This is a genomic window from Sedimentibacter sp. LTW-03 (genome assembly GCF_052059825.1).
In the GTDB taxonomy this organism is placed as follows: domain Bacteria; phylum Bacillota; class Clostridia; order Tissierellales; family Sedimentibacteraceae; genus Sedimentibacter.
Map to the genome: position 1 here is coordinate 2,815,214 of NZ_CP197180.1, position 20,807 is coordinate 2,836,020.

The following is a 20,807-nucleotide window of genomic DNA, read 5'->3' on the forward strand; positions in this document are numbered from 1 at the left end:
CCACATTTAATAATATAAGGGGGCTTTATGAATTATTTATTGACAAAATTATTGATTTTACCGGGTATTCTACTTGGAATTTCAATACATGAATTTTCACACGGGTATGCTGCTGTGCTTATGGGAGATGATACCCCTATCACGCAGGGCCGGTTGACGCTTAATCCTATTAAGCACATAGACCCCTTGGGATTTTTGTGTTTGCTCTTGTTTGGGTTCGGGTGGGCAAAGCCTGTTATGATAAACAGAAGAAATTTTAAAGATCCAAGAAGAGACGATGCCTTGGTGGCGCTTGCAGGACCTGCTGCTAATTTATTGGTGGCCTTCTTGTTTGTTGGACTTATGAAGGTTACTGATATGTTTATGCCATATACTGTTACAACTCAAATATTGTGGGAGATACTTAGGAGTACAGTTTCAATTAATCTTGTGCTTATGGCGTTTAACCTGATACCCATACCTCCTCTTGACGGCCATCATATTTTAGGGAGCATAGGCGGAGCAAGAGTCTGGAATTTTTATTATAAATATTATGATCAGCTGAGATTTGCTATGCTTTTGCTGATAATATTCAGGGGTATAGGATTTGTTATAGGCCCTGTCATAAATTTTATGTATAGCTTTTTAATATCAATATTTTTTTAGGAATGTGAAATGGAAAATAAAAACGAATTTAGAAAAAGAATTTTAAAAATAAGAAACAACATGGACCATGAGGATGCATCTGTTAAAAGTACAGTAATTATGAACAAGCTTATGGCAACAGATGAGTATAAGAACAGCAAGGTTGTATTTGTGTATATGAGCTTTAAAAATGAAGTTATGACATATGATTTGATAAATAAAATGCTTGCTGAAAACAAAAGAGTCATAATACCATATACAGACGTAAAAAACACTGTAATTATTCCCTCGGAAATTAAAAGCATGGATGATCTTGTTTTGAGTCCGTTCGGATATTATGAGCCGGTGTATGAAAAAATCAGGCTCGTAGAGCCGGAGGAATTTGACTTGATAGTTGTTCCGGGAGTTGTGTTTGACAAGCAGCATAATCGCATCGGATTCGGTAAGGGCTACTATGACAGAATTCTGTGCCGAAAAAAAAGAGGTTCTGCAGCTGTGGCTGTGGCATATGAATTTCAGGTACTTGACAAAGTTCCGTCGGAGCCTCATGATGTCAAAATGGATATGATTATTACTGAAGAAAATATATATAAACGTTAGATTTGCGATAAATATTATCTGGCTATTGTAATTATATAGACTTTTTCTGCTCCGTACTTAATTAGAGCTTTAGAGCATTCATCAACAGTGGATCCGGTTGTGTATATGTCATCAACCAATAGAATCGTACTGTTGATAATTTTTTGTGCGGATTTTTTGACGGTAAAGGCATTTCTAAGGTTTTTTCTTCTGTCTTCCTTTTTTTGCCCGCTTTGCTTCAATGTCTTTTTAGTGCGTTTTAGCGCATCCACATAGGGTATGCATAGTCTGGAAGCTATGTATCTTGCTATTAGTTCTGACTGATTGTATCCTCGTTTCCTCATTTTAGACGGATGGATAGGAACAGAAGCAATAAAATCAAAATAGGCGTAATTTGTATCTTTCATGTAATCTACGAGGCAATTTCCAAAGAATTTAAAAAAATATGATTTATTGTAGTATTTATAGCTGTATATGGCTTTTTTTATAATACCTTCATATGCGTAGGGAGAACGTGACGTTTCAAAATATCTGTCTGAGTTTCGGCACTCTCTGCACAGCCCGTCAAAAGAGTCAAAATCAATAGGCTTGCAACATTTACTGCATGCAGGATGAATTATTTTCTTAATTTTTTTTTCGCAGTCTGAGCAAATGTATTTGTCATTTATCTTCTCATCGTATGTTTCACAGATAAAACACGTGTTTTTTTCTGGATAAATAAGCTCTAAGAAGGATTCTGCGTATGAGTTCATATTTCAATAATACCCTCCGATAACAGATTGTATGTTTCTAATGAAGAATGAAGTCTGTAATCTAGTGCCGAATAACGCTTGTCAATTTTACTGTTGTTAATCATTTCTTGCATGTATTTTTCAATGCCTACCAACACTACAAGCTTTTTTGCTCTTGTAATTGCTGTATAAAATAAATTTCGTGTCAGAAGCATTGGAGGGCCCCAAACAACAGGCATTATTACAACTGGGAACTCACTTCCCTGGCTTTTATGAACCGTAGTGGCATAGGCAAGTATTAGCTCATCCAGCTGATTGAACGGGTAAACAACTTCTTTTTCTTCATCAAATTGAACTGTTAATTCCTGATTGTCTTCATCAATAAAAATTATGTACCCTATGTCGCCATTATAAACTCCTTCACCTGTTATTTCCCTGCCGTCGCTGCAAATTTTCCATTCGGACTGATAGTTGTTTTTTATCTGCATAACCTTGTCTCCGACACGAAAAGTATATGTTCCAAAAGCTTTTTCTTTTTTAAACTTCGATGGAGGATTTACGTTCGCTTGTATTTTTTTGTTCAGCTCAATTACACCTACATCTCCTTTTTTCATGGGAGAAAGAATCTGAATGTCTTTTAAGGAGTCCAGATTGTACTTTATAGGAAGCCTGTTACTGTATAAATCAACAATCAGTTCTGCTATATCAATGCGGCTTTTTTCTCTCATAAAGAAAAAGTCAGTGTCCTTTTTATTATAAATAGGCATAAGGCCTTTGTTGATTGCGTGAGCGTTTTGAACAATCATGCTTCCTGCGGATTGTCTGAATATTGTATCAAGACGTATAAATTTAATGGTGTTGGAATTTATTATATCTGACAAAACGTTGCCCGCACCCACAGATGGCAACTGATCTACATCACCCACAAGAACCAGTCTTGTTTTTCTTTTGAGTGCTTTCAGAAGGTTGTTCATCAAAAGAATATCCACCATGGACATCTCGTCTACAATAACTACGTCACAATCAAGGGGAGAATCTTCGTTTTTATTGAATGAAAGGCTACTCTCATCTTCACCGTATGCATATTCCAGCATTCGGTGTATTGTCTTGGCTTCTCTGTCTGTTGACTCCGTGATTCTTTTTGCGGCTCTTCCTGTAGGGGCACAAAGCATAACCTTTTTGTTCATTCTTTCGAATATTTTTATCATTGATCTGATAATGGTTGTTTTTCCGGTTCCAGGGCCGCCAGTTACTACTGTCACACCGTTAATAACAGACTGTATTACCGCTTCACGCTGTTTCTCAGAAAGTACTATGGATGATTCATCCTCGATGCTGTTTAAATATGAAAAAGCATCCCCCTCTGTCAAGTTAAAATCCGCTCTAGATAATGTGATCAGATCTTTACATACACTGACTTCTGCCGTGTGGTAGGGAATGTAATATACAACACGTTCATTGTTAATTGTTTCTATGTGTATTTTACCTGTAAACGCCATGTTGCGAATTTCATCCTCCACTAAATCACAACTGATTCCCAGTAAACTTGCGGTGTTGTTGAGAAACATATTGTATGGTGCATATGTGTGTCCTCTCGAAGCAAAATCCATGAGCACATATCTTGCTCCGGAAGATATTCTAAACGGGGAAATTTTTTCTACGCCCAGAGATTCCGCAATTTTATCTGCCAGTTTGAAACCTATGCCGTAAATGTCCTCTGATAATCTGTAAGGGTTTTCTCTGATTACATTAATTGTGTTTTTGCCGTATTGCTTATATATTTTAATGCTATAGCTTGTGCTTATATCATGATCTTGTAAAAACATCATTATTTCTTTTATATCTGATTGTTCGGCAAAGCTTTTTGCAATCATGTCCGCTTTTTTTTCGCCTATTCCGTCTATTTCAGTCAGCCTGCCGGGGTTATTTTGTATTATATTAAAAGTATCTTCTTTAAATGCTTCAACTATTTTTTTGGCAGTGTAACTGCCTATACCCTTAATTAACCCAGAGCTCAGGTAATTTTCAATTTTATCCAAGTCAGATGGCAGAAGAGCGGTGTACATATCAACTTGAAATTGCTCGCCATATTTTGGGTGAGTTACTCTTTTCCCGTATATTTCTAACATTTCTCCCGCAATGTCAGTTCCGAAAATTCCTGTTATTGTAATAACTTCGTTTTCGCACTCCATCATTGCAACTGTATATCCGTTTTCATCATTGCGAAAAATTGTCTCTGCTATTGTTCCCTTTAGTGTTTCCATTAAATGCTCCTTGCATTGTACTATTAAAATTATACCATAGATTCGTATATTCCAAATAATAAAAAATAAAAAGATTACAAATTTTTCTTTCAAAGGTTGAAAAACTGTGATAAACTTTATTTCAGCATTGGTGTTTGAAATTAAGGAAAAATAAACATTAATAGGTCATAATATATTTGTTAATATTTTTCATACACTAGAAAGAGAACTTACCTGGTAAAAAAGGAGTATTATATAAGAATGGGTGTTCTGGCGCTTTTTACCGAAGACTACAGGTTCTTAAGCCTGAATATTGAATTATAAATCATTGAGCAAGAAAGGAATAATCATGTCAAAGGAAAACTTCATTAAAGGGGCTGCAATTCTTGGAGTTGCAGGATTACTTGTAAAAATTTTGGGGGCAATTTACAGAATACCGCTGACAAATTTGATAGGAACTGAAGGCATAGGCTATTATCAGCCTGCTTATAACATATATAACCTTTTGCTTGTTGTATCTTTATCAGGATTTCCAACGGCAATTGCAAAATTGGTTTCAGAAAAAAGGGCATTAAAGAATTTTGAGGGAGCATATCAAGTATACAAAGTGTCGCGATGGGGATTGTTTCTTATAGGCTTAATTTCTTCGCTACTAGTACTAATTTTTGCAAAAAATCTTGTTTCCTTAATAGGATTCCCGGGAGCATACTACTCAATGCTAGCTCTGGTTCCTGCATTGTTTGCTGTACCTCTTTTATCGGCTTACAGAGGATTTTTTCAAGGAAGTCAGAATATGGCTCCCATTGCTTTATCACAGATTATAGAGCAGGTGTTCAGAGTATCGGTTGGACTTTATCTGGCGTATGCGCTGGTAGGAAGAGGGCTGGAAGAAGCTGCGGCAGGTGCCACGTTTGGCGCGTCTGCAGGAGGTGTTGCGGCATTAATACTTATTTATCTGATGTTCCTTTTCACAAAAAAATCAATTAAAGAAGAAATAAAATTATCATCACATAATAGAACGGAACCTGTAAAAAATATTGTTAAGAGTCTTTTGTATATAGCAATACCAATAACAATTGGGGCTTCAATTGCACCGTTGATGGGAATTATGGATTCGTACATTGTATCTAACAGGCTTACTGCAATAGGATATACAAATGTTCAGATAGCTGATATGTTTGGTGAGTTAAGCGGTACTGCACAAACATTAATAAATTTTCCGCAAGTTTTTTCAACTGCTGTTGCCATGAGCTTAGTACCTGCAATCACTGATGCGTTTACAAAAAAGCAGAATGTAAAATTAAATGTAACGGCAAATGCAGGTGTAAAAATGTCTCTGATAATAGGGTTGCCTTGCGGTATAGGTCTGTTTATGCTTGCAGAGCCGGTTATTGCCTTGCTGTATTCTTCGCTGGGACCGGAAAAACATGCAAGTTCCGGAGCATTGTTGGAAATTTTGGCAATAGGCGTTATTTTCCTTACATTGGTGCAGGCATTTACAGCGATTCTTCAATCTATTAATAAGCAGTTTCATCCGGTTAAAAACTTGATTGCCGGACTTATAGTTAAAGTAATTTTATCGTACATACTTATCGGAATGCCATCAATTAATATAAAAGGGGCGGCCATAAGCACTACAATATCTTATTTTGTAGTTGCGCTTCTGAACTGGTATGATATAAATAATACAAGCATAAAAATTAAATTGATACAGGTGTCCTCAAGATCACTTCTTTCGGTTGCAATAATGGCAGCAGCAACAGGTGTTTCATTTAGATTTTTTAAATCTGTGCTTCATAGTCAGAATTTGGCGACACTTGGTTCAATAACAATAGCTGTTATAGTGTATGTTATATGCCTGTTTGCAACGGGGGCAATTACGAAGGCAGATTTAGAGTTAATACCCAAAGGAGAAAAACTAGCAAGGTTTGTGAGGAAATAAAATGAATACTATTCAAATTATAGGACTAGGCGCAGGAAGCCGTGATGATTTGACTGTGAAGGCATATAAGGCATTAAACGAGAACATACCAACATTTGCAAGGACAGAAAGGCATCCGACGGTAAAAGAGCTTAAAAAAGAAATAAATATAGAATGTTTTGATAATTTTTTTGAAAAATATGAAACTTTTGATGAAGTTTATGAAAAAATGGCCGATAAATTAATAGAGTTTGCAAATACCTACGGCAAAATTAATTATTGCACCGCAGGAAGTCCATATTATGGAGATATAGTAACAAAAAAGCTTTTGAATGAATATAAAGACCAAATAAGTATAATAATAATTGATGGAATGAGTTTTCTTGATAAATGCATAAAGCTGTCGGGGTTTTCAGATTACAAATCTATTAAAGTTCTGGATTGTCTTGAGGCGGATGAGTTTTCTTTCGATATAAATTCCTTAAATATAGTAACTCAGGTATATGATCATGAAATGGCTTCACAGTTGAAACTTATCCTTATGGAAACATATTCTGATGATTCATATATTTTAAATATTGATGTTTTAAAAGAAAATGTCGAAAAAACTCCTTTGTACATGCTGGATCAAGAAAAAAAATACGGATTTTCAACATATTTTTGTGTTCTACCTATTGAAATTTCGAAAAATACAGTGTATAATGTTACTAATCTATGCAGAATTGTGAAAATATTGAGAGGGCCTGACGGATGCCCTTGGGACAGGAAACAGACCCATGAATCTATAAGACAGCATGTTGTGGAAGAAGCTTATGAAGTGGTGGATGCCATAGATAATGATGATATAGATAATCTCATTGAAGAGCTCGGAGATTTATTGTTTCAGGTAGTTTTTCACGCAGAGATTGGCAGTGAAGAAGGTTACTTCAATTTAAATGACATCATAACAAATTTGTGCAAAAAAATGTATTTTAGGCATCCTCATGTATTTGGGGATATCAAGGCCGGCAACGTGGATGAAGCTCTTCAAAGCTGGGAAACATCAAAGCATAAGGAAAAAAATTTAAATACGTATACAGATAATTTGAAGAACGTACCAAAAGCATTATCGCCTCTTAGCAGAAGCTATAAAATTCAAAAAAGAGCAGCTGAGGTAGGATTTGATTGGCCGGATGCAGATGGAGCTGTTTTGAAAATTAAAGAAGAACTCTTGGAATTTCTTGAGGAGTACGATAAAAATGATTCTGAGAAGATGGAAGAAGAGTTTGGAGATTTATTATTTGCGCTTGTTAATTTATCAAGATTTGTAAAAATTAATCCTGATATTGCTCTTAACAGGACTATAAATAAATTTATTGAAAGATTTAAATACATAGAGACTCATGCAGGGAGAGACTTAAAAGATATGACACTTGAAGAAATGGATGAGCTATGGGAAAAATCAAAGTTCCAATAAGGAATTTAGATAAAAAAACAAAAGAATTTAAGGAGGGTTTTTTATGAATAAAGCTGAATTAATTGCTAGTGTTGCAGAAAAAACTGGATTTACAAAAAAAGATGCAGAGAAAGCTTTAAATGGATTCATGGAAACAATAAAAGAAGAACTCGTAGCAGGCGGCAAAGTTCAATTAGTTGGATTTGGAACTTTTGAAGTTAGAGACAGAAAAGAAAGACAAGGTAGAAATCCAAGAAATCCTGGCGAAACAATATCAATACCAGCTTCAAAAGCACCAGTATTTAAAGCTGGCAAGTCTTTGAAAGAAGCAGTTAATTAGTAAAGAATTTGAAGATATAAATAAAAAGGTCGTAGGTGCGGCCTTTTTCATTTTATTAAAATAAAAAAATTGGGCATTATTATTTTTAGATAATAAAAATAAAAGGAGAGGTGTTTATGCAACTAGACAAAGTAAAAAACTTACCTAAAAAGGTGGTAGACAGCCTGGAGAATATTGACGGATTAACAGTATTTCTCGTGCAGGACTACAATAATCAGTTTTTAAGGAGACTAGTTGATTTTGGCGAAGAAATTTTTGGAGAATTAGGCATGGATGAGTGGGGGCTCGTGCCGCAAATACGTCACGGAAATGTGTATGTTTTAAAAGAGGAAGGCAAGAGGAACATTTCTGGTTTGGCCATTCTGATGAGAGATTGGGAAGACTCGGAAAAGGTATACTTGTTTGATTTTGCAATAGCGGATGAACTCCAGGGCAACAGGCTTGGATATCATTTTTTAAAAATTATTATAGGAAATATTAAAGAACAGGAATTTAAAAGAATGTCTCTTACTGTAGACACTGAAAATGAGCCTGCAATAAGGCTCTATGAAAAATTAGGATTTAAGATAACTGAAACAAGCATGGACGAATATGGGAAGTCACATGACCGATACATAATGGTTATGGAATTTCAAGAATAGAAATCATATCATTTGAGGTGTATTGACAAATAATAATAAGTAAAGTATAATTGCAAATGCCAATATATTGCAATTAAATGTGTAAATGATGTTTTAATGATATAAATTATTTGTTTGCTGAGATCGCTTCCTTGTATATTTACTGTGCATTTTGTACAGGTGATGTGTCATTATTTAATTTTGGCATAAATTTATATTCTTTATTAGAGGTGAATTATGATTGAAGAACTTCTAAAAAAATCTTCGTTGAAAAATACGAAGCAAAGGCATATTATACTTTCGGTAATAGAATCTGCAAAAGAGCCTATTACTGCGGAGGAAATTTTTAAGACTCTAGTAATGGATGATCATAAAATTAATCTTTCAACGGTGTACAGAACGCTGCATGTTCTTACTGAGAAAAATGTTCTGTTAAAAATACTTAAGGGAGACGGTACGGCATCCTATGAACTGAATGAGCTGTCCCACAGCCATTATATAACCTGCAGTAAGTGCAACAATTCCATATTGATTGAAAATTGCCCGTTAAAGGATTTGAACGAGTCAATAGGCAGGAAGACAGGATTTAAAGTGACGGGACACAGCCTGCAATTTACAGGAATATGTGCTGAATGTCTAAAAAAGCAAAGAAATAAAAATAAAGAGGAGTAACTCTCTTTATTTTTATTTCTTTGAAGTTCCAAGATATGCATCTTTTACTTTTTCGTTCTGTAAAAGCTCATTGCCCTTTCCTTCCATTGTTATATTACCTGTTTCGAGTACGTAACCGTAGTCGGCAACTTTTAGAGCCTTATTTGCATTTTGCTCTATAAGCAATATGGTAGTACCTAATTTATTTATTTCTTTAATAATATCAAATATATTGTTTACTATCAAAGGAGCTAGGCCGAGAGATGGCTCATCCATCATTATAAGTTTAGGCTTAGCCATGAGAGCTCTTCCTACAGCAAGCATTTGTTGTTCGCCTCCGGATAGCGTCCCTGCAAGTTGCCATGAGCGTTCCTTAAGTCTGGGGAATAGATCGTAAACTTCAGCTATGCTTTCATTGATTCCGCTTTTCTGAAGATAGGCACCTATTTTTAAGTTCTCCAGTACAGTTAAATTTGCAAATACTCTTCTTCCTTCAGGAACCAGAGTAATACCTTTTGCAACAATATTTATTGTATCCATGCCTATAATATTTTCACCTAGAAAATTAATTTCTCCTTCGCTGGGTTTGACAAGACCTGCAATTGTCCTGAGAGTGGTGCTTTTTCCGGCGCCGTTTGCTCCAATAAGTGTAACAATGGACTTCTCTGGAACGCTGATATTAATTCCCTTTACTGCCGAAATACCACCGTAATTTACATGCAGATTATTAATTTCAAGCATCTTCTTCCACCCCCAAGTAAGCTTCTATAACCCTCTGGTTATTTTTAACTTCGTTTGCTGTGCCTTGAGCAATAAGCTGACCAAAGTCAAGTACATAGATTTTATCTGAAATTTCCATAACGAGATCCATATGGTGTTCAATCATAAAAATAGTAAGTTCAAATTCATCTCTTATAGTATGAATAAACCTGGAAAGCTGCATGGTTTCGCTAGGATTCATGCCTGCTGCCGGCTCGTCAAGCAACAACAGTTTTGCATCCGTTGCCAATGCTCTAGCTATTTCTAATTTTCGCTGTTCACCGTAAGGAAGTGAGCTTGCCGTTTCATTTTTTAATTTTAGAAGCCCAAGCTTATCCAAAAGCATTTCTGATTTTTGTTTCATGTTTTTTTCTTCTGATCTTGACCAAGGCATTCTCATAGCGTATGACAAAAAATTGCTTTTTACATGAAGATGATTCGCAATTAGAATATTATCCAAAACAGTCAGTTCTTTAAATAATCGTATATTCTGAAATGTTCTTGCAATACCCATCTTTGTTATCTTATCGGGAGATAGTCCGGTAATTTTGGTATCATTGTAATAAACATTTCCTTTTGTGGGAGTATAAACGCCGGTAATTACATTGAATGCTGTCGTTTTTCCAGCTCCGTTTGGCCCGATCAGGGCTTCTATGTGGCCTTTTTTAACATCTATATTGAGGTCATTAACCGCGATAACACCACCGAATTGCATCACTGCATTTTTTATGCTTAAAACGCTCATTATGCGGTACCTCCTTTTTTAGCTTTTTTATGAAGGTTCTTTTTGCTAAATATATTTTTTATGAAGCCCCAGGATAATTCTTTTTGCCCCATGATACCATTTCTGAAGAAAAGCACCAAAACCATAAGTAATGCAGAAAAAATTACCATTCTAAATCCAGCTCTGAATATAGGAATATTATATCCAAACAAAGTAAGCGGGTCATCAAAGAATCTTAGGACTTCAAGCCCAATGGTAACTATAAAGGAAGCTATAACAGTACCTGAAATGCTGCCCATGCCGCCAAGGACTATAATCAGCAGAAAGTTGTAGGTTGCTACAAAGTAGAACTGCTTAGGATCCACAGTACCAAGTAAAGTAGCTAAGAGACCTCCTCCTATTCCTGCAAAAAACGCACCTATGGCAAAAGACATTACTTTGTGTTTAAATAGATTTATACCCATGGCCTCTGCTGCTATATCATCTTCTCTTATGGCCTTAAAGGCTCTCCCGTAGCTTGAATTTATCAGCAGTATAATAAAAGTTACGGATAATATCATTATCCCGAAAAAAACCCACATAGTTGGCATTTTAGGTATACTTTTAATTCCAAGTGCGCCGTTTGTAATTGTTTTTGCATTAGTAAAGACAATACGTATTATTTCTGAAAAACCTAGTGTAGCTATGGCTAAGTAATCGCTTTTTAATCGGAGTACCGGAATACCTATTAGTATTGCAACTAAAGCAGCCAGCAGACCTCCGAGTAAAAGTGCCACTACAAACGGAAGCTCTATTCCGGCAAGGAAGGTGTTTTGAGGTATAACATAAAAAATCGCAGCACGTTTATCAATGGGAACAGTTAAAATTGCGACTGTATAAGCTCCTATAGCCATAAAGCCTGCCTGACCGAGGGAAAACAATCCGGTAAATCCGTTAACAAGGTTCATGGAAACACTTACTATTGTGTAGATTGCAGCCAGATTCAATACACGTCTTACATAGTCATCACCAATATACTTCAAATCTAAAAGTGTAATAAGAAAAGCAAATATTGCAAATGCAACTAGATATATTTTATAATTATGATTTTCATTGTTCTTTATCATACTTTATCAGTCACCTTCTCTCCAAGCAGTCCGGTTGGTTTAACCAGCAGCACTATAATCAGTATTATAAAAGCTATTGCATCTCTGTAACCTGTTAATGAAGGAAGGAAAGAAACCAGCATTATTTCTGCCATCCCCAAGATAAAACCTCCAATAACAGCTCCTGTGGTATTACCTATTCCTCCAAGAACTGCTGCTATAAAGCACTTTAAGCCAGGCATTACTCCCACGAGAGGATATACAGAAGGATACTTTGACCCCCATAATACAGCACCTATTGCTGCCAGGCCGGAGCCGATTACAAATGTAGTTGATATAACTCTGTTAATGTTGATACCCATAAGCCGTGCAGTTTCAAAATCTTTTGCGGCAGCTCTCATTGCCATGCCTATTTTTGTTTTGTTTGTTATAAAAAGTACTACATATAATAAAACAATTGTTATTACGGGAGTCACAACTGTAACAACGGATAAAGAAACATTTCCGAAACTTATGGCTTTTGTGAGAATTGGTATATCCGGGAACCCTTTAGGTACACCGGTAAACAAATATGTTGCAAGGTTTTCCAATAAAAATGATACACCTATTGCGGAAATCATTATTGACATACGAGGAGCACTTCTTAGAGGCTTGTACGCTGCTTTTTCAATTAATACTCCGAGCAATATTGTTGCTATAACAACCAAAATCATGGATACATACCACGGCAGTCCGAAGTTTACCATGCTGAAAACCATAAAATAAGCTGCCATCATGAAAATATCACCGTGGGCGAAGTTTATTAGTCTTAATATTCCATAAACCATTGTGTAGCCGATGGCTATGAGGGCGTAAAGACTTCCTATGGATATTCCGTTTGCCAGCTGTTGCATAAATATTTCAAAAGTCATTTTTATTCCTCCAAAATAGTTAAATAACTAGAAAAGGCGAACGGTATGTTCGCCTTAGTCTGCTGCTACCGTTTAGACAGCTTAATCCAGACGTATGTTTGATACGTTGCGGTTTTCTGCCCTTAGGTGTTGCAGTATAATTTTTCATCAGTCTGCTATCTTGATGATAAAGGCAGATTATTTAACTTCAACTGTATCGATGTATACAAATTTACCGTCTTCAACTGTTTTGATAACAGCAATATTTTTATCGGCATCTCCTTCTTCGGTAAAGTTAATAACTCCAGTAACACCTTCAAAGTCCTTAGTAGATTGTATAGCTTCTTTAATAGCATCTCCGTCAGTTGAGCCTGCACGTTCAATAGCGTCCCTTACTAAAAGGTATGCATCATATCCTAATGCTGCAACTGCAGGTATTATAGGCTCTTTATCGCCTAGTTCTTTTTTGTATCCTTCTACAAATACTTTTGCTTCTTCTGTAGCGGGATCGTTTTCGTCAAAGAATGTTGAAAGAACAATACCTTTTGCATCATCTCCGGCAACATCTATAACGGCAGGGTTTTCCCAAGTGTCTCCGCCCATTATTAAGCTGTTCATACCTAGGGCCCTTGCCTGCTTAATAATCAGAGGAGCTGTTGTTGCCGAGCTTGGAGCAAATATAACATCAGGGTTTTTAGCTTTGATATTTGTTAGGATTGCATTAAAATCAGTATCGTTTACCTGGAATTCAGATACATCTACTACACTGTTTTCATCGCCCGTCAATTCTTTAAAAGCATTAATAAAGAAATTGCCCAGGCCTATGGAATAGTCGTCACCGTTTTGCATAATAACAGCTGCAGTTTTTGCACCCTGCCCTAAAGCATAATTTGCCATTACCCTTCCTTGGAACGGGTCAAGAAAGCATGCTCTGAAGTAATATTCATTTCCTTGTGTAACCATAGGATTAGTACAGGAAGCTCCCATTGCAGGAATTTTGGCATTTTGTATAATATCTCCGGCAGCAATTGAAACTCCCGAACCGTAAGAGCCTATTATCGCTACAACCTTTTCCTTCTCAATAAGCCTTGTAACTGCTGTAGTTGCTTCACCTTTATCACTCTTATTATCAACTATTACCAGCTCAATTTTTTTGCCTAGGACTTCGGGATACATTTTATTTGCATATTTTATTCCGTCAAGCTCTTGAAGTCCGCCGCCTCCGTTTTCACCTGTCAGCGGTTCAAACACACCAATTTTTATCACATCGCTGTCTGAGTCTGCATCGGTGCTTGTCCCCTGGTCTTTTGCACATGCAGTGAACATTGAAAATATCATTAGTAAACTTAACAATAAAGATAGTTTTCTTTTCATAACCTTCTCCTCAAATTATTGATAAAATTTCTATGATTATAACACTCAGCAAGTATTATTGCAAGATAAATTTCCGTGTTATAAATACAATATTCTTTGAAACACATACAATTATTTATTGTTGTTTATATATATTAAACTGAAACTTTATTAAAGCAATATAATTAAAATAAATAAAATAAAAAAACAAGGCTTAATATATTATATTAATACCTTGTTTTTTTATAACCTTATTAATTAAATTTTGATGTTAGTTCCAGCACTTTATTTCTTAAAGCTTTTTCATCTTCAGTCTTGCTCAGCAAACCGTCAATTATTGAAGCGAGCTCAACCATTTCAGGTTCTTTCATTCCTCGTGTTGTAACAGCAGGGGTTCCTATTCTCAATCCGCTTGTAACAAATGGGCTTTGAGGGTCATACGGAATAGTGTTTTTGTTTGTTGTAATATGAATTTCGTCAAGCATTTTTTCTGCTTCCTTGCCTGTAAGATTTTTATTTCTTAAATCAACAAGCATTAAATGATTATCGGTACCGCCTGATACTATTCTGAATCCTCTGTTTGAAAGTTCTTGTGATAAAGTCTTTGCATTTGATAAAACCTGTTGCTGATAAGTTTTAAAGCTGTCCTCCATGGCTTCCTTAAAACATGTGGCTTTTGCAGCTATCACATGCATCAAAGGGCCTCCCTGTATTCCGGGGAATATTGCTTTGTCAATTTTTTGAGCAAATTCTTTTTTGCAAAGTATCATGCCGCCCCTTGGGCCTCTCAGAGTTTTATGAGTAGTTGTAGTTACAAAATCAGCATATTCAACCGGATTTGGATGAAGTTTTGCTGCTACAAGACCTGCTATATGAGCCATGTCAACCATAAAATATGCTCCGACTTCATCAGCAATTTCTCGGAATGCTTTAAAATCTATAAATCGTGAATATGCACTGGCTCCTGCAACGATTAATTTTGGCTTTTCACGTTTTGCAATTTCTCTTACTTCATCATAGTCAATAGTTTCGGTATCCTTTTTTACTCCGTAGAAAACAACATTAAAGTATGAGCCGGACATATTTACAGGGCTTCCGTGCGTTAAATGGCCGCCTTGCGAAAGATCCATTCCCAGTATTTTGTCTCCTGGTTTTAGGACTGAGAAGTAAACACCGAAGTTTGCATTTGAGCCTGAATGAGGCTGCACATTAGCATGGTCTGCTCCAAAAATTTCTTTGGCTCTTTCTCTGGCAAGATTTTCAACTTTATCAACAAATTCGCATCCACCGTAGTATCTTTTTGCGGGGTATCCTTCGGCATATTTATTTGTCAAGTGACTTCCCATTGCCTCAAGTACTGCTTCTGAAACAAAATTTTCAGAGGCGATAAGCTCGATGTTTATATTTTGTCTGTTTTTTTCCTCCATCATAGCTTCATAGAGTTCAATATCATTTTGTTTGACTAAATCAAAATTCATAATTATCTCCTAAACGTATTTTCTTGGAAGTCTTTTGCCTAGATTAGTGAGAACCTCATATGAGATAGTGCCTCTCATATTTGCTACGTCCTCTGCAGTCATTGCACCGTCGGTTCCGTCACCGTAAATGATAGCTTCATCTCCGATTTGAGGATTTTTAACCTCTGACAGATCAACCATAAACTGATCCATGCATACCTTCCCTAATATTGGGCATTTAACGCCTTTTATAACAATGTAGCCTTTATTTGATAACAATCTGGAATATCCGTCTGCATATCCTAAAGGAATAGTTCCAACAACAGTAGATTTTTCAGTATGGAACAGATGTCCATAGCCTACGCCTTCTCCTGCTTCTATTGTTTTTACATTTGCTACTTTTGCTTTTAAAGTTACACATATTTCGAATTTCAGTTTTTCCATATCTACTTCATCTGACGGATAGAATCCTGGAAGTATGATTCCGGGCCTTACCATGTCATAATAATACTCAGGCATATCTATTATTGTTGCACTGTTTGCAATATGTTTAATCGGAACAGAAACATTTCTTTTTTCCAACATCTTCATGAAAGAAACAAATCTTGCTGCTTGCTTGTGAGCTGTGGTTTTATCTTTTTCATCTGCCTTCGATTGGTGAGAGAACGCACCTTCGATGCTTATATTTTCCATTTTAAAAATGGCGGCTACTTTATCAGCGTTTTCTTCTGTAGGCAGGAATCCAAGCCTGTTCATTCCGGTTTCAACTTTTATATGTATTTTTGCTTTTTTATTTAATTTTTTGGCAACAGAGTTTAATTTTTCTGCAAGTTCAAAATTATATATTGCCAAAGTTATGTCATTATTTATTGCATCATCGTAAAATTCTTCAGGAGTATAGCCCAGAATCAAAATATCTTTGTTTTTTATTTCTTCTCTGAGTTCTAAAGCTTCGGAAATTACTGCAACGGCAAACATGTCGACACCGTTTTCTAAATACATCTTAGAAAGTTCAACTGCCCCCATGCCATAGCTGTCAGCTTTAACTACGGCACAGATTTTGACATCCGGACCAACAGCCTTTCTTACTTCTAAAAAGTTGTGAATTGCTTTATTTCTGTTGATTTCGACCCAGGCAGGTCTTAACTTTTCGTTCATTTTTTAATATTTCCTCCTAAAATTTACTTACAGTTCAATTATATCAAACCAATTTAATTAAATCAATTAAATGTAAAAAAAATTGAGCGTAAAATTTGTTGAAACTAAAAAATGTGTTTACAATCAATACAATATTTATTATTATTACATAAGGCTATAGATGAGGGATAATTATATGATGGTATTAGAGGATTGTATAGTTAATTTATATTTAGTTAAATTGAAATAAATTTTGTAATATTTATTTATGAGGAGAATATATGAGTGTTTTAGACGTAAAAAATGTAACTCACGGATTTGGAGCACGTGCAATATTGGATAATGTGTCGTTCAGACTTCTAAAAGGTGAGCATGTTGCTCTTATAGGAGCCAACGGAGAGGGAAAGTCAACATTTTTAAATATTATTACAGGTAAACTGATGCCTGACGAGGGAAGTGTCCAGTGGTCAAAAAGAGTGACGGTAGGCTATCTCGATCAGCACTCCGCTTTAAAGCCCGGAACAACAATAAGAGAAAATCTTCGCCTTGCTTTTGACGATTTATTTAAAATGGAGCAGGAAATGATGAAGCTTTATGAGGATATGGCATCCGCGGATGATGAGGAAGTCAGCAAGATGATGGAAGATGCTGCGGATATTCAGACAATACTTGACAGCAGCGGGTTTTATATTATTGATTCAAAAATAGAAGAAGTTGCAAACGGTTTGGGGCTTACGGATATCGGCCTTGACAAGGCTGTTGATGAACTGAGCGGAGGACAAAGGACAAAAGTGCTGATTACAAAACTTTTGCTCCAAAATCCTGTGATATTACTGCTGGATGAGCCTACAAACTACTTAGATGAAAATCATATAAAATGGCTTACAAACTATCTTCAAAATTATGAAAATGCATTTATACTTATTTCCCACGACATACCTTTTATCAACAACGTCTGCAATATCATCTACCATGTTGAAAATTGCAACCTAACAAGGTATGTTGGAAATTATGAGGAATTTAAGAGAATTTATGAGCTGAACAAGCAAAAAGAAGAACGAGAATATGAAAAGCAGCAGAAAGAAATAGAAAGATTAGAGGATTTTATAGCAAGAAATAAGGCCAGAGTTGCTACCAGAGGTATGGCAAACAGCCGTATGAAGCAGCTGGAGAAAATGGATGTGTTGGAAAGGCCCAGAGATAAACCTAAACCATCATTTAGATTTAAAGAAACAAAGGCGCCAAGCAGGTTTCTTATAGAAGCAAAGGAACTTGTTATTGGGTATGATCAACCTTTGACTAACCCCATGAGTTTTCAGGTAGAAAGAAATAAAAAAATTGCTCTTACAGGGGTAAATGGTCTTGGTAAATCAACTCTTTTAAAAACAATACTGGGAATAATTCCTCCTGTAAGCGGCAACGTATCTTTTGGTGAAAATGTGGCATACGGTTATTTCGAGCAGGAAGATTCTAAGAATAACACCAATACTGCACTGGATGAAGTGTGGAGCGAATATCCATCTCTTACAAACCATGAGGTTAGACTGGAACTGGCAAGATGCGGACTGACAACTGAAAATATAACAAGTATGATGAAGGTGCTTTCAGGCGGCGAAAATGCAAAAGTAAGATTGTGTAAAATACTATTGAAGGAATTGAACTTCCTTGTTTTAGACGAGCCAACAAATCATTTAGATACTGAAGCGAAGGATGAATTGGAAAAGGCATTGTCCGAATTCAGGGGAACGGTATTGCTTGTAAGCCATGAGCCGTACTTCTATGAGAGCTTTGTTACTGATGTATGGAATATAGAAGATTTTACGACTAAAATAATTTAGCAGTTATAGATAAACTTTAAGTATAATAAAGGTGCAGACTCAATTAAGAGCAGCACCTTTAGTTTTAGTTAAATATAAGTACCACATCGATTATCCCGTCAAAGCTGCCATATAAATCATACAGCTGTGCGGTTGAACCGGATTTTATGTTTTCTTTTAATCCTATCTTGACGTTCGTAATATTTCCTGATTTGTCTGTTGAGCATATATATACGGCCAAATTTGGAGAATATTCCATATACGTAATACCATCTATCAGGAATTGATTTGTATAAATTTGTGTGATTTTAACTCTGTCGGTTTCTGAAGCTACTTTCTCAATGCTTGTAATAGTTCCATTTGTTATTTCAGCTCTTACATATGCATTTAAAACCAGTGACGTTTTTTTGCCTGCTGTTGATGTGTTTGAGACTGAAAATACATTGCTGTTGTTAAAGAACTGTACATGGCTTGTAGCAGCATCAATTTTTGTGACGCCTTTAATAATGCCGTAAATGGTACCGTTAAATGTCTGAGGAACTTCCGGAGTCACGGTTATTTCACTTTCGGTTTTAATACCTTTGCTTAAATATAATACGTCAATATGTCCGTTATATCCAATAACTGCTTTTCCTACAAGATAAGTATCGAGTTGGTAGGGTTCAAGCAATTGATATTTGCCGTTCGCTTCGTATACTATAAATGAGTCAGATGTAATCCAATACCCGTTTGATAAAGTTTGTGTGCCGGATGTGTAATTGTTGGCAATATATGTCGGTGATGAAACATAATTTATAATTTTCAGAGTTTCGTTTGACACAGGATCAAATTTAACAATATCATTCTTTTTTAGATATGTTTTTTTGATTAAATTATTCTCATCTTCAACAATGGTGACTACGCTTGAATTATCAGCGAGAGAATATGTTTTTGAACTCCCGAATTCGTCTAGTATTTTCACCGCTGCATTTCCGTTTGTGCTGTCTGATGAGGACAGAACTATGCCAAAAGTTGTAGGATATTTTCCATAGCTAAGTATATTAATTTTAACAATATTATTGCTTTTATCCAAAAGTAATTCAACATTATCGTTAACGGAAACCTGTTCTGTGAGTATAAAGTTTTCTCCTGTTTTATAACTTATGTTGTTGACAGTGTAAAATGTGCTGTTGTCTACAGTTTGAATTCCTGTTACCACACCTTCTGTTTGTGTTCTCAAAACATTTATTGTAAGGGAATCTCCCCTGTAAGTATCTTTTGCTTCATAAAAGTATACTACATCATTAGCCTTAATTTCTTCTAAGGTTGATGCATCTCCTGAAATGTGCAGCTTGCTGTAATTGATTTCACCGTTGCTTTTCAGAGGAAGATTTTTACCTGCAAAAGACTTGCTGCCTTCCTTATAAAGACTGCTTCTATCAATTACTGCCACGTCTGTTTCCTTGTAGGCGATTATTCCGATAACATCACCATTAAAGGAGTCATCCTTATATATTACTTTTATTCGGCTGTCGCTTAAATTGCTGAAGCTACTTTTTGCGCCGTTTATTACTATAGGTATGTCCGGAAGCTGGAAAGCTCTGACATTTCCAAAGTCATCAGTAACAAATATAACTTTGTTTGTCAGCAAACTTGTTACGGAGCCGGAAAATTCATTATACCTAGGATTTGTTAAATGAATTGTATTACCGTCAATATCATAATATACATTCCACTTGTTGAAAAGGTAATCAGTATAATCAAAATTTTCTATCTTAAGATCATTTATAGATATTTCCTTTGTTTCTTCTTTCCCTATGTTAGAAATTAATTTTTTCCCCGTGGAAGATACAGTATTATTATCTTTAGTTTTAACCAAATCGCACTCCAGTGCGTTGTAAATCATAAGAGTAATGTCTCTTCTGGAGGCGTATACTTTATTGGTATCAATGTTTTGAAACAAGTTAAGTTCTACAGCCTTTTTATAATAATTAGAAGGCCAAAGCCCTTCTAAAGATTCGTCGCTGTATCCAAGGAGTCTTATTATCATAGTATAAGCTTCCGAAAATTTAATTTTATTATCCGGTCCGTATGTAGTGGGTGAAATTCCTTTTACTATGTTAAATACATTTGCAAGTTCTACATAACTTTCTGCCCAATGTCCGTGCATGTCCTCATAGACAGAGGTCATATTTTTCGAATATTCAGAGTACCCGGCTGCCACCATTACTATCTTAGCCATCTCTGCACGTGTAACATCCTTGTCAGGCTTAAATTCTCCGTCTGGATATCCATGAATTATGCCATAGCCTGACAGAAGGGATACTGCTTCCTGCAAATCGCTGCTTACATCAGGAAAATTTTGTCCATAGACAGTAGTCAGTGAGGAGAGAGCAATTATTAAAATTGTTGCTATCAATAAAAATTTTCTCATTTTTATACACCCTATTTAATCAAATAAA

18 protein-coding genes are annotated in these 20,807 nt (G+C 35.8%); 8 read left to right on the top strand and 10 right to left on the bottom strand.

The features are described 5' to 3' along the window. Positions 1-27 precede the first annotated feature (27 nt). Positions 28-645: a site-2 protease family protein gene (locus tag ACS3UD_RS13770; RefSeq protein ID WP_308139066.1), complete on the top strand. Its 618-nt coding sequence runs from the start codon at positions 28-30 to the stop codon at positions 643-645. 9 nt (positions 646-654) lie between these two features. After that, the gene (locus ACS3UD_RS13775; protein WP_308139065.1) at positions 655-1,224 is read left to right on the top strand and encodes a 5-formyltetrahydrofolate cyclo-ligase; all 570 of its coding nucleotides are present in this window, start codon (positions 655-657) and stop codon (positions 1,222-1,224) included. Between the two features lie 14 nt (positions 1,225-1,238). Here ACS3UD_RS13775 and ACS3UD_RS13780 read toward each other — a convergent pair whose 3' ends face one another. Together ACS3UD_RS13780 and recD2 are read right to left on the bottom strand one after the other, a co-directional pair. Next, on the bottom strand, positions 1,239-1,955 hold the full coding sequence (locus ACS3UD_RS13780) for a ComF family protein (RefSeq protein WP_308139064.1): 717 nt from the start codon (positions 1,953-1,955) through the stop codon (positions 1,239-1,241). Beyond that, positions 1,952-4,198 carry an SF1B family DNA helicase RecD2 gene (gene recD2, locus ACS3UD_RS13785; protein ID WP_308139063.1) on the bottom strand — a complete coding sequence of 749 codons (2,247 nt, stop codon included), beginning with the start codon at positions 4,196-4,198 and terminating at the stop codon, positions 1,952-1,954. Before recD2 ends, ACS3UD_RS13780 begins: the two co-directional genes overlap by 4 nt. A gap of 328 nt (positions 4,199-4,526) precedes the next feature. Between recD2 and ACS3UD_RS13790 the strand changes: the two genes are divergently transcribed. The 5 genes from ACS3UD_RS13790 (at position 4,527) to ACS3UD_RS13810 (ending at position 9,165) form a co-directional block, all read left to right on the top strand. Continuing rightward, the gene (locus tag ACS3UD_RS13790) at positions 4,527-6,119 is read left to right on the top strand and encodes a putative polysaccharide biosynthesis protein (RefSeq protein WP_440977634.1); all 1,593 of its coding nucleotides are present in this window, start codon (positions 4,527-4,529) and stop codon (positions 6,117-6,119) included. Between the two features lies 1 nt (position 6,120). Then, positions 6,121-7,554 (top strand): nucleoside triphosphate pyrophosphohydrolase, encoded by a 1,434-nt coding sequence (gene mazG / locus ACS3UD_RS13795; RefSeq protein WP_308139061.1) that lies wholly within the window; start codon positions 6,121-6,123, stop codon positions 7,552-7,554. A gap of 43 nt (positions 7,555-7,597) precedes the next feature. Continuing rightward, on the top strand, positions 7,598-7,873 hold the full coding sequence (locus tag ACS3UD_RS13800) for an HU family DNA-binding protein (protein ID WP_213926005.1): 276 nt from the start codon (positions 7,598-7,600) through the stop codon (positions 7,871-7,873). Between the two features lie 116 nt (positions 7,874-7,989). Then, positions 7,990-8,514, top strand: coding sequence for a GNAT family N-acetyltransferase (locus tag ACS3UD_RS13805; protein WP_308139060.1), 525 nt, complete (start codon positions 7,990-7,992; stop codon positions 8,512-8,514). Positions 8,515-8,730: 216 nt separating this feature from the next. Beyond that, complete coding sequence (locus ACS3UD_RS13810; protein WP_308139059.1) at positions 8,731-9,165, top strand: Fur family transcriptional regulator; 435 nt, start codon at positions 8,731-8,733, stop codon at positions 9,163-9,165. Positions 9,166-9,177: 12 nt separating this feature from the next. On the opposite strand, the gene ACS3UD_RS13815 is transcribed toward ACS3UD_RS13810, so the two are convergent. The 7 genes from ACS3UD_RS13815 to alr all read right to left on the bottom strand — a co-directional run bounded on the left by ACS3UD_RS13815 (position 9,178) and on the right by alr (position 16,570). Further along, positions 9,178-9,885, bottom strand: a complete 708-nt coding sequence (locus ACS3UD_RS13815; RefSeq protein ID WP_308139058.1) for an ABC transporter ATP-binding protein — start codon at positions 9,883-9,885, stop codon at positions 9,178-9,180. Beyond that, positions 9,878-10,648 carry an ABC transporter ATP-binding protein gene (locus ACS3UD_RS13820; RefSeq protein WP_308139057.1) on the bottom strand — a complete coding sequence of 257 codons (771 nt, stop codon included), beginning with the start codon at positions 10,646-10,648 and terminating at the stop codon, positions 9,878-9,880. Before ACS3UD_RS13820 ends, ACS3UD_RS13815 begins: the two co-directional genes overlap by 8 nt. Next, positions 10,648-11,730 (bottom strand): branched-chain amino acid ABC transporter permease, encoded by a 1,083-nt coding sequence (locus ACS3UD_RS13825; RefSeq protein ID WP_374049906.1) that lies wholly within the window; start codon positions 11,728-11,730, stop codon positions 10,648-10,650. The genes ACS3UD_RS13820 and ACS3UD_RS13825 overlap by 1 nt, the downstream gene beginning before the upstream one ends. Further along, positions 11,730-12,623: a branched-chain amino acid ABC transporter permease gene (locus tag ACS3UD_RS13830; RefSeq protein WP_213925999.1), complete on the bottom strand. Its 894-nt coding sequence runs from the start codon at positions 12,621-12,623 to the stop codon at positions 11,730-11,732. Before ACS3UD_RS13830 ends, ACS3UD_RS13825 begins: the two co-directional genes overlap by 1 nt. A gap of 177 nt (positions 12,624-12,800) precedes the next feature. Next, the gene (locus ACS3UD_RS13835; RefSeq protein WP_308140089.1) at positions 12,801-13,940 is read right to left on the bottom strand and encodes an ABC transporter substrate-binding protein; all 1,140 of its coding nucleotides are present in this window, start codon (positions 13,938-13,940) and stop codon (positions 12,801-12,803) included. Positions 13,941-14,209: 269 nt separating this feature from the next. Next, the gene (glyA, locus tag ACS3UD_RS13840) at positions 14,210-15,433 is read right to left on the bottom strand and encodes a serine hydroxymethyltransferase (RefSeq protein WP_308139055.1); all 1,224 of its coding nucleotides are present in this window, start codon (positions 15,431-15,433) and stop codon (positions 14,210-14,212) included. 9 nt (positions 15,434-15,442) lie between these two features. After that, on the bottom strand, positions 15,443-16,570 hold the full coding sequence (gene alr, locus ACS3UD_RS13845) for an alanine racemase (protein WP_308139054.1): 1,128 nt from the start codon (positions 16,568-16,570) through the stop codon (positions 15,443-15,445). 260 nt (positions 16,571-16,830) lie between these two features. Between alr and ACS3UD_RS13850 the strand changes: the two genes are divergently transcribed. Continuing rightward, a complete protein-coding gene (locus ACS3UD_RS13850; RefSeq protein WP_308139053.1) occupies positions 16,831-18,387 on the top strand; it encodes an ABC-F family ATP-binding cassette domain-containing protein in 1,557 nt (518 codons plus the stop codon). A gap of 64 nt (positions 18,388-18,451) precedes the next feature. Here ACS3UD_RS13850 and ACS3UD_RS13855 read toward each other — a convergent pair whose 3' ends face one another. Further along, positions 18,452-20,779, bottom strand: a complete 2,328-nt coding sequence (locus ACS3UD_RS13855; protein ID WP_308139052.1) for an S-layer homology domain-containing protein — start codon at positions 20,777-20,779, stop codon at positions 18,452-18,454. Positions 20,780-20,807: the final 28 nt, after the last annotated feature.